This is a genomic window from Limnohabitans sp. DCL3 (assembly GCF_048019295.1).
Lineage (GTDB): Bacteria > Pseudomonadota > Gammaproteobacteria > Burkholderiales > Burkholderiaceae_C > Limnohabitans_A.
The window spans coordinates 1,663,504-1,680,546 of record NZ_CP171842.1 but is presented as its reverse complement, the minus strand read 5'-3'; the positions used below and the strand labels follow the sequence as shown (position 1 = coordinate 1,680,546).

The 17,043-nt window shown below is 58.9% G+C and carries 12 protein-coding genes, 1 tRNA gene and 1 pseudogene; 11 read left to right on the top strand and 3 right to left on the bottom strand.

The window, feature by feature from the left end:
• The first annotated feature begins 151 nt into the window (after positions 1-151).
• The 5 genes and pseudogenes from ACHEXK_RS07625 to cheB all read left to right on the top strand — a co-directional run bounded on the left by ACHEXK_RS07625 (position 152) and on the right by cheB (position 6,462).
• Entirely contained in the window at positions 152-2,323 is a 2,172-nt protein-coding gene (locus tag ACHEXK_RS07625) for a chemotaxis protein CheA (protein ID WP_416548787.1), read from the top strand.
• 32 nt (positions 2,324-2,355) lie between these two features.
• Complete coding sequence (locus ACHEXK_RS07620; protein ID WP_416548785.1) at positions 2,356-2,886, top strand: chemotaxis protein CheW; 531 nt, start codon at positions 2,356-2,358, stop codon at positions 2,884-2,886.
• Between the two features lie 947 nt (positions 2,887-3,833).
• Positions 3,834-4,502, top strand: a pseudogene (locus tag ACHEXK_RS07615) (methyl-accepting chemotaxis protein); the annotation flags it as partial.
• A 10-nt stretch (positions 4,503-4,512) separates the two neighbouring features.
• On the top strand, positions 4,513-5,376 hold the full coding sequence (locus tag ACHEXK_RS07610) for a CheR family methyltransferase (protein ID WP_416548783.1): 864 nt from the start codon (positions 4,513-4,515) through the stop codon (positions 5,374-5,376).
• A gap of 9 nt (positions 5,377-5,385) precedes the next feature.
• Positions 5,386-6,462, top strand: coding sequence for a chemotaxis-specific protein-glutamate methyltransferase CheB (cheB, locus tag ACHEXK_RS07605; protein WP_416548781.1), 1,077 nt, complete (start codon positions 5,386-5,388; stop codon positions 6,460-6,462).
• 53 nt (positions 6,463-6,515) lie between these two features.
• Here cheB and hemH read toward each other — a convergent pair whose 3' ends face one another.
• Positions 6,516-7,604 (bottom strand): ferrochelatase, encoded by a 1,089-nt coding sequence (gene hemH, locus ACHEXK_RS07600; RefSeq protein WP_416548779.1) that lies wholly within the window; start codon positions 7,602-7,604, stop codon positions 6,516-6,518.
• 19 nt (positions 7,605-7,623) lie between these two features.
• Between hemH and ACHEXK_RS07595 the strand changes: the two genes are divergently transcribed.
• Both ACHEXK_RS07595 and ACHEXK_RS07590 read left to right on the top strand, forming a co-directional pair.
• Complete coding sequence (locus ACHEXK_RS07595; RefSeq protein WP_416548777.1) at positions 7,624-8,331, top strand: HAD family hydrolase; 708 nt, start codon at positions 7,624-7,626, stop codon at positions 8,329-8,331.
• A 56-nt stretch (positions 8,332-8,387) separates the two neighbouring features.
• Positions 8,388-9,038 carry a glutathione S-transferase family protein gene (locus ACHEXK_RS07590; protein WP_416548775.1) on the top strand — a complete coding sequence of 217 codons (651 nt, stop codon included), beginning with the start codon at positions 8,388-8,390 and terminating at the stop codon, positions 9,036-9,038.
• A 27-nt stretch (positions 9,039-9,065) separates the two neighbouring features.
• On the opposite strand, the gene hpnD is transcribed toward ACHEXK_RS07590, so the two are convergent.
• Both hpnD and ACHEXK_RS07580 read right to left on the bottom strand, forming a co-directional pair.
• Positions 9,066-9,905 (bottom strand): presqualene diphosphate synthase HpnD, encoded by an 840-nt coding sequence (gene hpnD / locus ACHEXK_RS07585; RefSeq protein ID WP_416548773.1) that lies wholly within the window; start codon positions 9,903-9,905, stop codon positions 9,066-9,068.
• Between the two features lie 18 nt (positions 9,906-9,923).
• Positions 9,924-11,009, bottom strand: a complete 1,086-nt coding sequence (locus ACHEXK_RS07580; protein ID WP_416548771.1) for a phytoene/squalene synthase family protein — start codon at positions 11,007-11,009, stop codon at positions 9,924-9,926.
• An 86-nt stretch (positions 11,010-11,095) separates the two neighbouring features.
• On the opposite strand from ACHEXK_RS07580, the gene ACHEXK_RS07575 reads away from it, so the two are divergent.
• The 4 genes from ACHEXK_RS07575 (at position 11,096) to tig (ending at position 17,027) form a co-directional block, all read left to right on the top strand.
• Positions 11,096-12,286, top strand: coding sequence for an efflux RND transporter periplasmic adaptor subunit (locus ACHEXK_RS07575; protein WP_416548769.1), 1,191 nt, complete (start codon positions 11,096-11,098; stop codon positions 12,284-12,286).
• Between the two features lie 4 nt (positions 12,287-12,290).
• Positions 12,291-15,446, top strand: coding sequence for an efflux RND transporter permease subunit (locus ACHEXK_RS07570; protein ID WP_416548767.1), 3,156 nt, complete (start codon positions 12,291-12,293; stop codon positions 15,444-15,446).
• A 116-nt stretch (positions 15,447-15,562) separates the two neighbouring features.
• A tRNA-Leu gene (locus tag ACHEXK_RS07565) sits at positions 15,563-15,649 on the top strand.
• 64 nt (positions 15,650-15,713) lie between these two features.
• On the top strand, positions 15,714-17,027 hold the full coding sequence (tig, locus tag ACHEXK_RS07560; RefSeq protein ID WP_416548765.1) for a trigger factor: 1,314 nt from the start codon (positions 15,714-15,716) through the stop codon (positions 17,025-17,027).
• Positions 17,028-17,043: the final 16 nt, after the last annotated feature.

The window sequence follows — 17,043 nt, the reverse complement described above, 5'->3', positions numbered from 1 at the left end:
GTCGCCCTTGGTTTTTTCGTGGCTTGACGCCCGGCAGTTAACGGATTTCTTTTCCCCAAATTGACGCCGTAAGTTGCAAATGTTTTTGGTGATTTTGTTCAAATTGCCAAAAATTATGTTGCACCCACCGCTTGAATCACTGTTGCAAGAATTGGCCACCGAACTGGCTTTCTTGCTGCCTGAACAGCCGCATGGACCCGGCCGTGTGGCGGAAGTCCTTGAGCAGCTGGCAACACTCATCCCGGCCTCAAGTGGTCCACAAGTGCGTCCAGAGTTGTCGTGGGCACTGGGTCTTTGTCAGCAGGCACAGGCGAACCCCACAGGATGGACGCCAACCCAAATTGACGACTTGCAAGCCTATTTTGAGCGGCTCAGCAATGCCCTGTATTTGGCCAATCCACGGCCGCCACCACCGGTCGCACTGGCGGCGCACTTGGCGCCTGCCTCGGCCAGTGAACACCACGCAACGGAACCAGAGGCAGAGGGTTTCGTTCTGGGTCCGAACGACGATCTCGATATGCTCAATGAGTTTTGTATCGAGGGTCGCGAATTGCTGCAACAGGTGGAGCAGGGCGTGTTGGTGCTGGAGGAAAACCCCCAGCACAAAGACACCTTGAACCAAGTGTTCCGAGCTTTTCACACGTTCAAGGGCGGTGCAGGCTTTTTGGGCATTGAGCCGATTCAGCACCTGGCCCATGAACTGGAGTCGGTGCTGGATGCGGCCCGACAAAACAAGTTGACCATCAACCGCGACGTGATTGATTTGATCTTGGCCGGGGGCGATGCGCTGCAGCTGTATGTGGATGCGATTGCACGCCAGCTCCAAGGCCTGGACCGTGGGCTGGCGATTGTGGTGCCGACCGCCAACCTGGTGGCCCGTGCGCAGGCTTGCTTGCAGGGCAAACCTTTTTTGGCCACGCCGGTCAAGGACGCAGGGCTTGTGGCCGTGTCCATGCCCAGCACAGACTCAGCGCCAACGCCAACGCCAACGGCAGATGCAGCGGCAGCACCAACGCTCGACGGCTCGGGGCCCGATGGGCGGGGTTTGCCCATCGCACAGCCTGCGGCTCCAGCGGTGCCAACGCAGCCCGTGGGCCCATTGCCAAGGCTTGACCCCGCCCCAATTCAGGCACGCAGCGGCTCTTTGGCCGAGTTCGTGAAGTTGGACACCCGCAAACTGGATGCGCTGGTGGATTTGATGGGCGAATTGGTGATCGCGCAGTCGATGGTGGTGCAACACCCTTTGGTGCAAGCCCCTAGGGACAGGGATTTGGAACGCCATTTGTTGCAGTTGTCGCGCATCACCACCGATTTGCAGCGCAACGCCATGTCTTTGCGCATGGTGCCTATTCGCGCAGTGATGGAAAAAATGACCCGCTTGGTTCGCGATTTGTCGATCGCGCAGGGCAAGCAAATCCAGTTGCACCTGAGCGGTGAAGACACGGAGCTGGACCGAAAAATTGTCGAAGAGATGGCCGACCCCTTGCTGCACATGATGCGCAACGCCGTGGACCATGGCATTGAGTTGCCCGCCCAACGCGTGGCGCAAGGCAAAAGTGCGCAGGGCAACATCCATTTGCAGGCGTCGCACCAAGGCGGGGGCATCCTGATTGGCATCCGCGACGACGGCAAGGGATTGAGTGCGCCAAAAATCCTGAGCAAAGCAGTGGCGCGAGGCCTGATTCCGCAGAACGCGGTGCTGAGCGACAAAGAAATTTTCAACTTGATTTTTTTGCCCGGCTTTTCGACGGCCGAGAGCGTGACCGAGGTGTCGGGCCGCGGGGTGGGCATGGACGTGGTGCGTGGCAGCATCAACAAGCTGCGGGGGCGAGTGGACATCGCGTCGGTCGCGGGACAGGGCACGGCCTTCAACATTTTTTTGCCTCTGACGCTGGCGGTGATCGATGCCATGTTGGTCGGCGTCGGTTCAGAACGTTTTATCGTGCCCACCCTGGTCATTCGCGAGTCATTGCGACCCAAGCCTGGCATGGTGTCCACGGTGCAGGGCAGGGGGGAGGTCATCCAGGTGCGGGGCAAGCTGATTCCCTTGGTGCGCTTGGCGGACAAGCTGGATTTGCCTTGTGTGGCCCAACATGCGTGCGATGGCATTGTGGTGGTGGTCGATTCGGGCGACCGAAGTTTGGGCCTTTTGGTGGACAGCCTGATGGGTAAGCAAGAGGTCGTGATCAAGTCCTTGGGCCCGACATTCAAGCAACAAAAGGGCCTGTCGGGTGCCGCCATTTTGGGCGACGGGCGTGTGGCCCTGATCATTGATCCGGATGCCATCGGCCATGACAAAACCCTATCGGCTGTGGCCGATTGATCTTTATTTGGACCTGTGAAACCCCTATCCCCATGAGCAATTTGGCCCACGAAAATTTGCCCAAGCCAGGCAAGTACCTGACTTTTGTTTTGGACAGAGAGCACTATGGCTTGCCTGTGCTGAAGGTGCGGGAAATCATGCGCTTGTGCCCGATCACGCCCGTGCCTCGCATGCCTGCCTTCATTCAAGGGGTGATGAATTTGCGCGGAAAGATCATACCGGTCATCGATTTGCGCGAGCGCTTTGGCCTGCCCCAAGTTGCAGTATCCGAGCGTGTCTGTGTGGTCGTCGTGCAATTCACCCCGCTGGAGGGGGGGCAGCAGTGGATGGGCATGGTGGTGGACGCGGTGGAAGACGTGTCGCAATTCAATCTGGCTGATCTGGAGTTGCCGCCTGATTTTGGTGGCGAGCTGGACACCCGATTCATCATGGGCTTGGCCAAGAGCAAGGACAAGGTCATCACCTTGTTGGACATGGACCGCTTGCTGAACTTGACAGAGCCGCTGGACTTGCAGGCCATGGTGGCGTCTTCATCCGCTCGAACATCTCTTCATCATGAATAACCGGGAGCCTTGACATGTTGAACCTGAAAAAACTGATGGCCGGCATTGCGCTGCTGTTTTTGGCCAGTTTGGTTGGCATTCCAGCGGCCAGTTTCGTTTTCACCTCACCCATCAAAATTGGCGGTGATTTGTACCAACACATCGCCCACGAAAACGACATTTTGGCCGCCACTTTGCCGCCGGACGCTTACCTGATCGAAGCCCATTACATGGTGACACACACCATGCTCAAGTTGAGCAAGGATTTGGAGCCAGGTGCCGTGGCGAGCGACAAAGACATTCAGCGCTTGGTGTCCGATGCCCCCCGCATTCAACAAGATTACAAGCAGGCCTTTGACCGTTTCATGGGCAGCCAACTCACGGGCGCTGATTTGTTCAAGGATCTGGAGTTTTCTGACAAGCATGTGCAGCGCTATTTCCAATTGCTCAACACGCAGTTTTTACCGACGCTTGCCAGCGGTGACACGGCCAACATCAAACCGCAGTTCGAAGCGCTGCTGGAGGCCTTTGAGGCCCACCGCCTGATCATTGAAGGTTTGGTGCCCAAAATCAGGGCGCACATTGCCAAGAACGAACAACGGGCCCATGAGATTCAGGAAAAGGTCGTGTTGAGCATTGCGGCTTTTTGTGCCGGCTTGTTGTTGCTGGGTTTGATTCTTTTGTGGGTGGCATTCAAGGTGTCTGTGCGGCCCTTGATGCAGGTGGCCAGTGCGATCTTTGCGGGCACGGAGCAAAACCGTGTGGCATCCAGTCAATTGACCGATGCCAGTCAAAAGTTGGCGCAGGGTGCGAGCGAACAGGCGGCGGCCATTGAGGAAACCAGTGCCTCTTTGGAAGAGGTCTCCAGCATGATCCATTCAACCGCCAACAACGCTGAGCAGGCCAAAAAACTGGCTTCCGAAACCCGCAACAGCGCCCAAGAGGGTGTGCGCAACATGGGGAACATGACCATGGCCATGGAGGCGATTGAGCGCTCGAGCAACGATGTGGCCAAGATTGTCAAAAGCATTGATGAAATTGCTTTTCAAACCAATATTTTGGCCCTCAATGCGGCGGTGGAAGCCGCGCGCGCCGGTGAGGCGGGGGCCGGCTTTGCGGTGGTTGCTGACGAGGTGCGGTCTTTGGCGCAGCGCAGTGCCATGGCCGCCCATGAGTCAGCCGAGAAAATTGAAGCATCGATTCGCAACAGCCGTTTAGGGGCGGTTTCGCTGGACCGGGTCAAGGATTCGCTGGTTCAGATCGAGTCGAAAATTGGCCAAACCGATGCCTTGGTCGCCGAGATCACCTTGGCTGCGCGGGAACAGGCCCAAGGCATTGAACATGTGAGTGTGGCCATTGAGCAGATGAGCAAAGTGGCGCAGGACACGGCCGAAAGTGCCAGCCAAATTGCCCATGCAGCCGAGCAAACGCATGACCAAGGCAAGAATGTGGACGCCTTGGTCGCGCAAGGCATTCGAGTGGTGGGCTTCAGGGTGCAGCGCCGCCAGCTGGCAAGTTCTGTGTCCTCGGCGCCAAGTGCCCCTCAGCTGGACCGGGTCCATGAAGGCGGTCATCGGGTGCAGGTCAAGCGCCTCGCCTCGGGGCCCACATCTGAGCCACAGTTCAAAGATTTCTGATCGGGCGCTCATGACGGCTGCTTCTGATTCGGGCTTGCAACGGCCCCCTCCCATGTCGGCGCAAACTTACGAAGCGTTGTGTGCCCTGATCCATCGTCACAGTCGCATTCACCTGGCACCAAGCAAGCTCGGGTTGCTGTCGAGTCGCCTGAACAAACGGCTGCGTGAGTTGAATTTATCTACGTGGGAGGAGTACCTGGCGTGCTTGAAAGATCGCAGCGGTGAAGAGTTGGGGATATTCATCGATCTGGTGGCCATCAACCACACCCATTTTTTCCGCGAACCGGTGCATTTTGAGTTGCTGTCCCAGCAATTGCTGGATGCACTGTTGAGCGACAGCCCCACTGCGCCTCAGGGTGTGCGGTGCTGGTCGGCTGCCAGCTCCAGCGGAGAAGAGGCGTTCACCTTGGCCATTGTGCTGAGTGAATATGCCGCGCAAAAACGGCCTGGATTGCGTTGGCAAATTGTGGGCACCGACATCTCCAATTGGGCCATTGAACAAGCCCAGCGTGCGGTCTACCCGCTGGACCGCATCGGTTTGCCGCAGGCGCATTTGTTGCACAAATATTTTCAAAAGGGTGCGGGGCCATACCAAGGCTTTTGCAGGGTCAAAGACGTCTTGCGCAGCAAAGTGAGTTTTGAGCGCATGAATTTGTTTGAGGGGGTGTACCCGATACCCCAGCCGCAGCACGTGGTTTTTTGCCGCAATGTGTTGATTTACTTTGATCTGCCATCACGGGCGCAATTGGTGCAACGCTTGCACGATGCGCTCGAGCCAGGGGGGTATTTGATTGTGGGTCACTCCGACAGTTTGCTGCGCATTGAACATCCTTTGAAAAGCCTTGGAAACGGCATTTACCAGCGTACAAATTGAGGTCAGGCAATGGAAATCAAACGACGCATCAAAGTGTTGGTGGTGGACGACTCGGCCATGGTGAGAAAAACCATCACCGACACCTTGTCGCTCGACCCGGAAATCGAGGTGGTGGGGGTGGCCAACGATCCTTTGATTGCCAAGGAAAAAGTGGCGCGGCTACAACCGGACGTGATGACTTTGGACATGGAAATGCCGCGCATGGACGGGTTGACCTATTTGCGTCAGCTGCAGTCAGAACGGTCTGTCGTCGCGGTGGTGGTCATCAGTTCGATCACCCAGAAAGGCTCACAGCTGGCTTTAGAGGCCATGGATGCGGGGGCGTGTGAGGTCTTGGCCAAGCCCGATGGCAGCACCTCGGTGGGGACATTGGCCGCGAAATTGACCTTTCATGTCAAAGCAGCGCATGCGGCCAAACAACGTTTTCGCCATTCACCCAAAGCCGCTGCCACGCCAGCGGTCAGTTTTGGCAAAACCAACCAAGACGGCGTTCAGGCGCGGCCCGGCGACCGCCGGCTGGTGGTGGTCGGTGCTTCCACCGGTGGCGTCGAGGCCTTGCGTGCGCTCTTGCCTGCATTGCCAGCAGGATTGCCGCCGATCTTGGTGGTTCAGCACATTCCAGCGTTTTTTTCCAAAGCGGTGGCGGAACGCATCAACGCGCTGGCCGAGTATGAAGTGCGGGAGGCCGTTGATAACGAGCTGATTTTGCCTGGTCAGTGTTTGATTGCGCCTGGCAATTACCACCTGATGGTGGTCGCCCATTCAGGCGGTTACCGCACGCGTTTGACCCAAAGCCCGCCGGTTCACCACTGTCGCCCTGCGGTGGATCTGCTGTTCCGATCCGCTGCGGCGGCTGCGCGCCGCCATTGTTTGGGGGTGTTGCTCACCGGTATGGGCAGTGATGGCGCATTGGGCATGCAAGCCATCCGAGAAGCGGGTGGCATCAACTTGACAGAACACGAGGACAGCTGCGTCATCTACGGCATGCCACGCGCAGCGGTTCAATTGGGGGTGGTGGACAAGACGGTGACTTTGGATCGCATGCCTCAAACCATTTTGGACACCCTCTCGTCTTTGCCTGCATGAAGCGCCTGAGCCGCCGAATATGGGCAGGCCTTTTTTGACCGTCTTCTGGCCCTTCAGGCCTTCGCGCCGTGTGCCAAAGCACGCACGCGGCTCGCCTCCAAGGCCGTTGGGTCAGGTTGTGCCAGACTCCACCCCTGCATGTGGTCCAAGCAGATGTCGCTGAGCGCCTCAATCCACTGAGCGTGGTTGTTCAAGCACGGGATGTAGCTGAACTTTTCGCCACCCGCGTGCACGAAAGCTTCTTGCGCTTCTTGCTGAATTTCCTCCAGTGTTTCCAAGCAATCGCTGGTGAAGCCCGGACAGATCACATCGACTGTTTTCACGCCTTGTTCGGCCATGGCCACGAGCGTGGGTTCGGTGTAGGGCTCTAGCCATTTGGCCTTGCCAAAGCGGGACTGGAAGGTGAGCTTGTACTGGTTTTTGCTCAGACCCAGTGCCTCGGCCAGCAGGCGCCCGGTTTTCATGCATTCGCAGTGGTAGGGGTCGCCCAACTGCAAGGTGCGCTCCGGCACACCGTGAAAGCTCATGACCAGTTGTTCGGCTTGACCGTGGGCGGCCCAGTGGGTGCGCACCGTGTGCGCGAGTGCGGCGATGTAGCGTGGATCGTCGTGGTAGCGGTTGACAAAACGCAGTTCGGGGATGAGCCGGGTTTTCAGGCCCCAGCGGTAAACCGCATCGAACACGCTGGCTGTGGTGGTGCCGCTGTACTGAGGGTAAGCGGGCACGATCAGCACGCGTTGCACGCCTTCAGACTTCAGGGCGTTGAGCTGCTCTGGAATGGACGGCTGGCCGTAGCGCATGGCGTAGCGCACGGCCACATGGTGGCCACGCTCTTGCAGGGCGGTCCCCAGCGATTGAGCCTGTTGTTCGGTGAAGGCTTTGAGGGGCGAGCCCTGTTCAGTCCAGATGCTGGCGTATTTGGCGGCCGATTTGGCCGGGCGCACGCGCAAGATGATGCCGTGCAGAATGAGCCACCAAATGGGTTTGGGGATTTCGACCACACGGCTGTCGCCCAAAAATTCAGCCAAGTACTTGCGCAAGGCCGGAGCCGTGGGCGCGCTGGGTGTGCCCAGATTGCAATACAAGACAGCCGTTTTGGCGGCCTGACCATGCTGGAAGGAGGGTTCTTTTTGAAATGCCATGCGGTATTCTCCCACCACCATGATTGACATTTCCCGAATCAAAGCCATTACCCTCGATCTGGACGACACTTTGTGGCCCGTTTGGCCCACGATTGGCCGTGCTGAGGTGGTTTTACAAGCATGGTTGAGTACCCATGCCCCAGGCGCCGCAGCGTTGTCCGCGGATGCTGAAATCAAAAAATCCCTGCGCGCCAAGATCAATGCCCTTCATGTTGAGCGCGCGCATGATTTGTCGTTTTTGCGCCGTGAGTCGATCCGTGCGTTGTTGCTGCAGGCGGGGGAACCTGGGCACTTGGCAGAGCCGGCTTTTGAGGTGTTTTTTGCCGAACGCCAACGGGTTGATTTGTTTGACGACGCCCTGCCTGCGCTGCGTTTTTGGAGCCAGCGCATGCCGGTGGTGGCGCTGTCCAACGGCAATGCCGACGTGCACCGTGTCGGCATTGGCCAGCACTTTCACGCCAGCGTGAGCGCCCAGTCACTGGGCGTGGCCAAGCCTGATGTGCGCATTTTTCAGGCCGCTGCCGCAGCAGCGGGTGTGCAGCCCCACGAGGTGCTGCACATTGGAGACGATGCGCTTGCCGACGGCGTAGGCGCTTTGGCCGCTGGCATGCAAATGGCCTGGCTCAATCGAGAAGGCCACGACTGGGCCCATGGTGACACCCGCCCGCACCTTGAAGTGCGAGACTTGCGCACGCTGTGTGCCAGTTGGCCCGATTACACCTTGTAGGTGGGCGGCTTCAACCCCGACATGGGACCTTGCGATAGAGATATCAGGAGACAGAGATGACTTTGAAAATTTACGGCATCGGGGCTTCCCGCGCTGCACGACCCCTTTGGACCGCCTTGGAGTTGGGCGTGCCCTTCGAGCACATGGCCACGCCTTATGCCGGTGGGGCGACCCGTACACCTGAATTTTTGGCGATCAACCCGAATGGCCACATCCCGGTGCTGGTGGATGAACGTGCCGATGGCGCTGTGACCGTGTGGGAGAGCATGGCTTGCGCTTTGTACATCGCCCGCGTGCATGGCCATGCCGATGGCCAGTCGCTCACCCCCGCCACGCCCCGCGAGGAAGCCGAAGCCCTGCGCTGGAGCTTTTGGACCGTGTCCGAATTGGAAAAAGACGCGCTCACGGTGTTGATGCACCGCATGGCCATGCCGGCCGACCAGCGCAAGCCGGAATTGGCAGATCAGGCCGAAAGCCGCTTGAAGGTGCCCTTGGCAGTGTTGGAAGCCCACTTGCAAGCCCAAAAAACCAGAGGCGAGGCGCATTTGGCCGCTCACCGCTTCACGGTGGCCGATGTGTGTGTGGCCAGCGTGGTGGGTTGGGTGCGTCCGGCGCCTGCTTTGTTGGCGCAGTACCCGGCAGTGTCCAGCTGGATGCAAGCTTGTCTGGCCCGCCCGGCCCAGGCGCAAGCCAGGGGCATGAAGTAAAACTGTTTAAGCCGGCACAAGGGGGCGTTAAAACCGCCCCAGCGCCTGCATCTTCCAAGCCAGCCACAGTTTGCGCAGCGGCGTCAGCGCAATGCGCTGGTGCAGGACTTGAAAGCCGCTGGCTTCGATTTCGCGCAGCAAGGTGCGGTAAATGCTGGCCATCATGAGACCGGGTTTTTGGGCACGGCGGTCGGCGGCGGGCAGCAGGCTCAAGGCTTCGTCGTACAAGGCGTGCGCGCGGTCGGTCTGGAACTTCATCAGCGCGGTGAATGGTTCGGAATATTGGCGCTGCACCAGCTCGTTGGCCTTGACGCCAAAGCGTTGCTGCTCATCCAAGGGCAGGTAGATGCGCCCGCGCATGGCATCTTCACCCACGTCGCGGATGATGTTGGTCATCTGAAAGGCCAGGCCCAATTTGTGGGCATAAAGGGTGGTGGTGTCGTCGATTTGCCCAAAAATGCGGGCAGCGACCTCGCCCACCACACCCGCCACCAAATGGCAATAGGTCTGCAGGCCCGCATAGTCCAGGTAGCGGGTTTGGTTCAGGTCCATCTGGCAGCCCTCGATCACGGCCATCAGGTGGCGGCTTTCGATGCCGAAGATTGGGGCCAGGGGCATGAGTGCGTGCATGACGGGGTGGCTCGGCTGGCCCGCGTAGGCGTGCAGCACTTCTTTTTGCCACCAAGCGAGTTTGGTGGCCGCCACGCTGGCGTCACTGATTTCGTCAACCACATCGTCCACTTCGCGGCAAAAAGCATAAAAAGCGGTGATGGCTGCACGCCGCTCAGGTGGCAGGAACAAAAAGGCGTAGTAGAAACTGCTGCCTGAGGCGGCGGCTTTTTGCTGGACGTAGTCTTGCGGGCTCATGGCCTGGGATTCTCGCATTCAAAGCGCCGCATCACGCGCAGGGGAGATGGACAATTGAGCGAACAATTTTTCCAGCGTAGCCGGCGACCCCCAGCCGCGCACGACGTGCCAAAGCAGGGTGCGCATTTCTGAGCGTGGCATTTTGACGCGCAGGCTCAGTGCCGCTGGTCCGGCTTGGCGCAGCAAGGCCACGGTGCGTGCCCCAATCAGGGCTGGCAGGGCACTGGCTAGGCGCAGGCGCAGCGGTTGCAGCGCCACGGCGTAGCGGATGCCGTCTGCCAGTTGGGATTGGGTGAGGTCAAGCCACTGGGTATAGAGCGGGGCCAATGCTTTTAAAGTCTCTGCCTCGCCATTTGGGGCCGCTTGGGCGAGCATGTTCGGGGTCAAACCTGCCAATGCCAAGGTTTGCACGGGCCAGTAGCAGCGCCCGGCGGCCAGATCGGCCCCCGCATCGCGGATGATGTTCAGGCGCTGCAGGCCCATGCCGTAAGAACGCCCATAGCGCAACATCTCCGTCTGGCTCAAAAGACTGTAGCCGGGCACATGGCGTGCGCACAACTCGGTCCAGAACTCGCCGACGCAACCGGCCACGAGCCAGGTGTAGTCGCTCAGTTCGGCTTCGGTTTGCAAAGCCTGTAACCCGTGCCCAAAACGGGTCATGTCCAGCTGTTGACCTCGGGTGATGTGGCCCAGCACTTGTCGAACGCTGGCTTGATCGGCCTCAGTCAGTTCAAACAGAAGCGGCAGGTAGCGAGGCAGGGCTTGCATCAGGGCGCGTTCGTCGGGGTCGGTTTGTTGGGCCGCAAAAGCGTGCGCGAGACGGGTCAACACGGCCTGTTCATGCGCGTTGATGCGGGGTGCGAGCACCGCATGGCTCATGTGATCGAGCAGCACCTGCCGCTCGGCCAGGGGCAGGGATGTTGTGTCGGCCACGGTATCGGTGGCCCTTGCCAAAAGGTAGCCTAGGGCCACCGGCGCCTGGAGAAGGGGGGGCAAGAGCCGAATCGACAGACCAAACGAGCGCGAAACGCCGCGCAACAGCTGGCGCTGATCAGGACTCAGTCCTTGACGTGGTGGTCTTTTGAATGGGCGGACAGGGTGCATGGTCAATGCCTATTGTCGCTTGACAGAAGGGGGTGTTTTGAATAGATTACTAACCAGTCAGTCAGTATCTTTTCTCCAGGAACCTCATGTCCAGCTCCTTGTCACTCGCCCTGCGGCGAGTTTTTCATGTTGGCGCCACCGCGCTTGTCTTCGCCACATTGGCCGCTTGTTCCAAAAAAGAGGCGACGCCAGAGCCCGTGCGCGCGGTCAAACTGGTCACCGTGGGCAGCTCCGATCTGAACGTGTTGGGCGAGTACTCGGGTGAGGTGCGGGCCCGTGTCGAGTCACGTTTGGGTTTTCAGGTGGCAGGTAAGCTGGTACAGCGAAATGCTGAGCTGGGCCAACGGGTGGCGGCCGGTCAGTTGCTGGCCTTGATCGATGCCAAAGACTATCAATTGGCCGCCCAAGCGGGTGCTTCACAGGTGATGATGGCGCAAAGTCAGCGCGATTTGGCGTGGGCGGAATTCCAACGTTTTGAAGCGCTGAAGGCGCAAAATTTCATCAGCGGCGCTGAATTAGAGCGCCGCGAAGCCGCCCTGAAGTCGGCCGATGCGCAGTTGAGCCAAGCCAAAGCCCAGGCCCAAGCGCAAAGCAACCAAGCCGGTTATGCCCGTCTACTCGCCGGTCAAGCGGGTGTGATCACGGGCGTGGAAGCCGAAGTGGGCCAGGTGGTTGCCGCAGGTCAACCAGTGCTGCGTTTGGCGCACGACGGGCCGCGCGATGCGGTGTTTGCCGTGCCTGAGGCGATGGCCTTGGCCTTGAAGGTGGGGCAGGGCATGCAGGCGACGTTGCTCAGCACAGGGCAAGCTTTGCAAGGCCAAGTTCGCGAATTGGCAGCGAGTGCCGACCCCGTGACACGGACCTATGCGGTCAAGCTGGCGCTGCAAGCTTCAGAGCGCTTGCCTTTGGGCAGCACGGTGAATGTGCGTGCCGTGCAACTGCCAGGCAGTCAAACAGGGGTGATCAAGCTGCCTACCAGCGCTTTGCGCCAAGAGGGCACGGGCACGTCGGTTTGGGTGTTGGATTCGGCCAGCATGACCGTCCACCTGCAGCCCGTACAAGTGGGCCTGCTCGATGGCAATGAAGTGGTCATCACCTCGGGCCTGCAGCCTGGTCAACAGGTGGTCAGCGCGGGTGTGCATGTGCTCTCGCCAGGACAGAAGGTGGCGGTGTTCAACCGCGCCGCAACCAGCACCGGTGCCGTACCTGCGCCGGGCCTCGATCGCGCTCAAGCGGTTGAGCCCGCTCAAGTTGGCGCATCTGCAGCTCAGCGGTGATCACATGAGCACCACTGAACACAAGCCCTTTAACCTTTCGCGCTGGGCGCTCGATCACCCGGCTTTGACGCGCTACCTGATGGTGGTGCTGATGGTTTTGGGCATGGCCGCTTATTTCCAGCTGGGCCAAGACGAGGATCCGCCATTCACTTTCAGAGCCATGGTGGTACGGGCGTATTGGCCAGGTGCCACGGCGGCGCAAGTGGCCGAGCAAGTGACCGACAAGATCGAGCGCACCTTGCAAGAGGTGCCTTATGCCGACAAGATCCGCAGTTATTCCAAGCCGGGCGAGGCGCAGATCATTTTCCAGATCAAGGACAACTCCAAGCCGGGCGATGTGCCACAGGTTTGGTATGCGGTGCGCAAGAAAATTGGTGACATGCGCGGCAGTTTGCCGCCGGGCGTGGTGGGGCCTTTTTTCAACGACGAGTTTGGCGATGTTTATGGTGTGATTTACGCGCTGGGTGGGCAAGGCTTTACCCCTGCCGAAATCAAGACCCAAGCCGACAACTTGCGCCAGCAGCTGTTGCGCGTGCCCGATGTGGCGAAGGTGGAGTTGTTTGGGGTGCAAGACGAGAAAGTTTTTGTTGAAGTCTCGCAAAAAAAACTCGCGCAGATGGGCTTGGATTTGAACGCTGTTCTGGCCCAGTTGGGCCAGCAAAATGCGGTGGAGTCGGCTGGCAGCTTGCAGTCCCCGGTTGACGTGGTACAGGTGCGCGTGGGTGGGCAGTTCCAGACGCTCCAAGCGTTGCAAAACATGCCCATTCGAGGCACCTCGGGTGTGCAAATCCGCTTGTCCGACATCGCCAACGTGACGCGCGGCTATGCGGATCCGGCCAGTGTGAAGGTGCGTCATGACGGTCAAGAAGTCATCGGTTTGGGCATTTCCATGGCCAAAGGGGGTGACATCATTGCCTTGGGCAAGTCTTTGCGGGCCACCGTAGAAACCATCCAAGCGGGCTTGCCCCTGGGCATGACTTTGATGCAGGTGCAGGACCAACCCAGCGCTGTGTCCTCCTCGGTCAATGAGTTCATCAAGGTGTTGATTGAAGCGGTGGTGATTGTGTTGGCCGTGAGTTTTTTGGCGCTGGGCTTGCACAAGCGCCCGGGCCAGCACCCCTTGTGGCGCCGCTGGACATTGGACATTCGCCCTGGACTGGTTGTGGGCATCACCATTCCATTGGTGTTGGCCGTGACCTTTTTGGCCATGCATTATTTGGGCATTGGCCTGCACAAGATTTCATTGGGCTCACTCATCATCGCCCTGGGCTTGTTGGTGGACGATGCCATCATCGCAGTCGAAATGATGGTGCGCAAAATGGAAGAGGGCTATGACAAGGTGAGGGCGGCTACGTTCGCGTATGAGTTGACAGCCATGCCCATGCTCACCGGGACATTGATCACGGCTGCCGGCTTTTTACCGATCGGCATGGCCAAGTCGATGACGGGCGAGTACACCTTCGCGATCTTTGCCGTCACGGTGGTGGCGCTCTTGGTCAGTTGGGTGGCGTCGGTTTACTTTGTGCCGTATTTGGGGGCGTGGTTGCTCAAACCCCCGGCACATGCGCTGGCGGCCGATCAACTCGATTCGGCAGAGATGTTCAACACCCCGTTTTACCGGCACTTTCGCGCCTGGGTGACCTGGTGCGTCACGCACCGCTGGAAAACGATAGGCATCACGGTGCTCTTGTTTGCGATGGGTTTGGTGGGAATGGGCAAAGTGCAGCAGCAGTTCTTCCCGGACTCCTCGCGCCCCGAAATCATGGTGGACTTGTGGCTGCCCGAGGGCTCGCCGGTCTTGGCCAGCGAAGAGATCACCCGCCGAGTGGAACAACGCTTGCTGCGCGAAACCGGCGTGAAGTCGGTCACGGCGTGGGTGGGCTCGGGGGTGCCGCGCTTTTATTTGCCCCTCGATCAAGTTTTTCCACAGACCAATGTGTCGCAATTGATTGTGTTGCCGGTTGACTTGAAAACCCGAGAAGTCCTGCGCGCCCAATTGCCTGCATTGCTGGCGCAGGAGTTCCCTGAAGTGCGTGGTCGTGTGAAACTGCTGCCCAACGGTCCGCCCGTGCCTTACCCAGTGCAGTTCCGCGTGGTGGGTGCAGACCCCCAAGTGTTGCGTCAAAAAGCCGATGAGATCAAAGCGCAAATGCGCCTGAACCCCAACACGCGGGGCGTGAACGACAATTGGAACGAATCTGTCAAAGCAGTGCGGCTTGAAGTGGACCAAGCCAAAGCACGCGCTTTGGGGGTGACCAGCCAGTCCATCGCGCAGGCTTCGCGCACTTTGTTGTCGGGTGCCCCGGTTGGACAGTTCCGTGAGGGCGACAAGCTCATCGACATTGTGTTGCGGCAACCCTTGGGCGAGCGGGATGCCTTGTCGGATTTGAGTCAAGCATACGTGCCCACAGCTTTTGGCCGCTCCATCCCCTTGCTTCAAGTGGCGACCCCCGTGTTTTCTTGGGAGCCGGGTGTGATGTGGCGCGAAGGGCGGCAGTTTGCCATCACTGTGCAGGCCGATATTGCGGAGGGCATGCAAGGGGCCACCATCACAGCGCAATTGTTGCCGGAGCTGAAAAAGACCGAGGCCACTTGGCAAGGCCAAGGCTTGATGGGCTATCGGATTGAGGTGGCGGGCGCCGTCGAAGAAAGTTCCAAAGGCTCGGCGTCGATTGCGGCGGGTGTTCCCGTCATGCTGTTCATCACCTTCACCTTGCTCATGCTGCAATTGCAAAGTTTCAGCCGTGCCATGCTGGTGTTTTTGACCGGCCCACTCGGCCTGGCGGGCGTGGCGGGCGCTTTGCTGGTCTTGGACAGGCCCTTTGGCTTTGTGGCGCTGCTCGGCGTGATCGCACTCATGGGCATGATCCAGCGCAACTCGGTGATCTTGATCGACCAAATTGAGCAAGACCGTGCCGCCGGCATGCCCGCATGGCAGGCCATCGTGGAGTCGGCCGTGCGGCGCTTGCGACCCATCGTCCTCACAGCCGCAGCGGCAGTGCTGGCCATGATTCCCCTCTCGCGCAGTATTTTTTGGGGACCTATGGCGGTGGCGATCATGGGCGGTCTGATCGTCGCCACCGCCTTGACTTTGCTGGCGCTGCCGGCCATGTATGCGGCTTGGTTTCGAATTGAACGGCCAAATCAAGCCCAGCCATGAATGGGCCCTTTTGAAGCGGCTAAAATAGAAAGTTGACCGATTTCAACCGGGCGGTCAGGTAGGCCAAAGGACTTCACAGCCCATTGGTGTGCCTGACGCCCTTTTTGTTTGGACCTGCGCGGGTGGCGAAATTGGTAGACGCACCAGGTTTAGGTCCTGACGGTGGCAACACTGTGCGGGTTCGAGTCCCGCCCCGCGCACCAACCGACTTTTGACCAACGGGGCAACCCCGCGGTCTGAGAGACATTCAATTAACCGAGAACGACGATGACTGTGACTGTTGAAACCCTTGAAAAGCTGGAACGCAAGATCAACCTGACTGTGCCCGTGGTGGCCATTCAGTCCGAAGTGGATGCGCGCCTGAAGAAAATGGCCCGCACGGTCAAGATGGATGGTTTCCGTCCAGGCAAAGTGCCCATGAACGTGGTTGCGCAACGCTATGGGTACTCTGTCCAATACGAAGTTTTGAACGACAAAGTGGGCCAAGCTTTCGCAGCGGCCGCCAACGAAGCGCAAGTGCGCGTGGCCGGACAGCCCCGCATTTCTGAAAAACAGGGCGCCCCTGAGGGTGAACTCCATTTTGAAGCCATTTTTGAGGTGTACCCTGAGGTCAAGCTCGGTAACCTGGCCGATACCGAAGTTGAAAAGTTGACGGCTGAAGTGTCTGACGCCGCCATCGAAAAAACCGTGGACATCTTGCGCAAGCAGCGCCGCACCTTTGCCCAGCGTGCCCAAGACTTGGCCGCCCAAGACGGTGATCGCGCCACCATCGATTTTGAAGGCAAGATCGACGGGGAAGTCTTCTCCGGTGGTCAAGCGCAAGATTTCCAGTTCATTCTGGGCGATGGCCAGATGCTCAAAGAATTTGAAGACGCTGTGCGTGGCATGAAGTCTGGTGAAAGCAAGACGTTCCCCTTGGCTTTCCCAGCCGACTACCACGGTCAGGATGTGGCGGGTAAAACGGCCGACTTCATGGTCACCGTCAAGAAAATCGAAGCGGCCAATTTGCCCGAAGTCAACGAAGCATTGGCCAAGTCCTTGGGCATTGCCGATGCCACTGTTGAAGGTCTGCGCGCCGATATCCGTAAAAATCTTGAGCGCGAAGTGAAATTCCGCTTGTTGGCCCGCAACAAGCAAGCGGCGATGGACGCCCTGGTGGCCAAAGCTGAGTTGGACCTGCCCCAGTCGATCGTACAAAGCGAAATTGAACGTTTGAAAGAGGGTGCCCGCGCTGACCTGAAGCAGCGCGGCGTGAAAGATGCGGACAAGGCCCCAATTCCCGATGACATCTTCCGTCCGCAAGCTGAACAGCGTGTGCGCATGGGTCTGGTGGTGGCTGAGGTGGTGCGTGGCAACACGCTGCACGCCAAACCCGAGCAGATCAAGGCCCACATCGAAGAGTTGGCCGCCAGCTATGAGCGCCCTGACGACGTGGTGCGTTGGTACAACAGTGACAACCAACGCTTGGCCGAAGTTGAAGCTGTGGTCATCGAGAGCAATGTTTCCGATTTCGTCCTGGCGCAGGCCAAAGTGGTCGAAAAAGCCATTTCTTTTGAAGAGCTGATGGGTCAACAGGCCTGATCGGTTTGAATCCCTG

Excerpts from the sequence above, each read along its gene's own strand:
- tig (WP_416548765.1), top strand. The coding sequence starts at position 15,714 with ATGACTGTGACTGTTGAAACCCTTGAAAAGCTGGAACGCAAGATCAAC.
- ACHEXK_RS07570 (WP_416548767.1), top strand. The coding sequence starts at position 12,291 with ATGAGCACCACTGAACACAAGCCCTTTAACCTTTCGCGCTGGGCGCTC.
- ACHEXK_RS07590 (WP_416548775.1), top strand. The coding sequence starts at position 8,388 with ATGACTTTGAAAATTTACGGCATCGGGGCTTCCCGCGCTGCACGACCC.
- ACHEXK_RS07620 (WP_416548785.1), top strand. The coding sequence starts at position 2,356 with ATGAGCAATTTGGCCCACGAAAATTTGCCCAAGCCAGGCAAGTACCTG.
- ACHEXK_RS07595 (WP_416548777.1), top strand. The coding sequence starts at position 7,624 with ATGATTGACATTTCCCGAATCAAAGCCATTACCCTCGATCTGGACGAC.
- ACHEXK_RS07575 (WP_416548769.1), top strand. The coding sequence starts at position 11,096 with ATGTCCAGCTCCTTGTCACTCGCCCTGCGGCGAGTTTTTCATGTTGGC.
- hpnD (WP_416548773.1), bottom strand. The coding sequence starts at position 9,905 with ATGAGCCCGCAAGACTACGTCCAGCAAAAAGCCGCCGCCTCAGGCAGC.
- cheB (WP_416548781.1), top strand. The coding sequence starts at position 5,386 with ATGGAAATCAAACGACGCATCAAAGTGTTGGTGGTGGACGACTCGGCC.
- ACHEXK_RS07610 (WP_416548783.1), top strand. The coding sequence starts at position 4,513 with ATGACGGCTGCTTCTGATTCGGGCTTGCAACGGCCCCCTCCCATGTCG.
- ACHEXK_RS07580 (WP_416548771.1), bottom strand. The coding sequence starts at position 11,009 with ATGCACCCTGTCCGCCCATTCAAAAGACCACCACGTCAAGGACTGAGT.
- hemH (WP_416548779.1), bottom strand. The coding sequence starts at position 7,604 with ATGGCATTTCAAAAAGAACCCTCCTTCCAGCATGGTCAGGCCGCCAAA.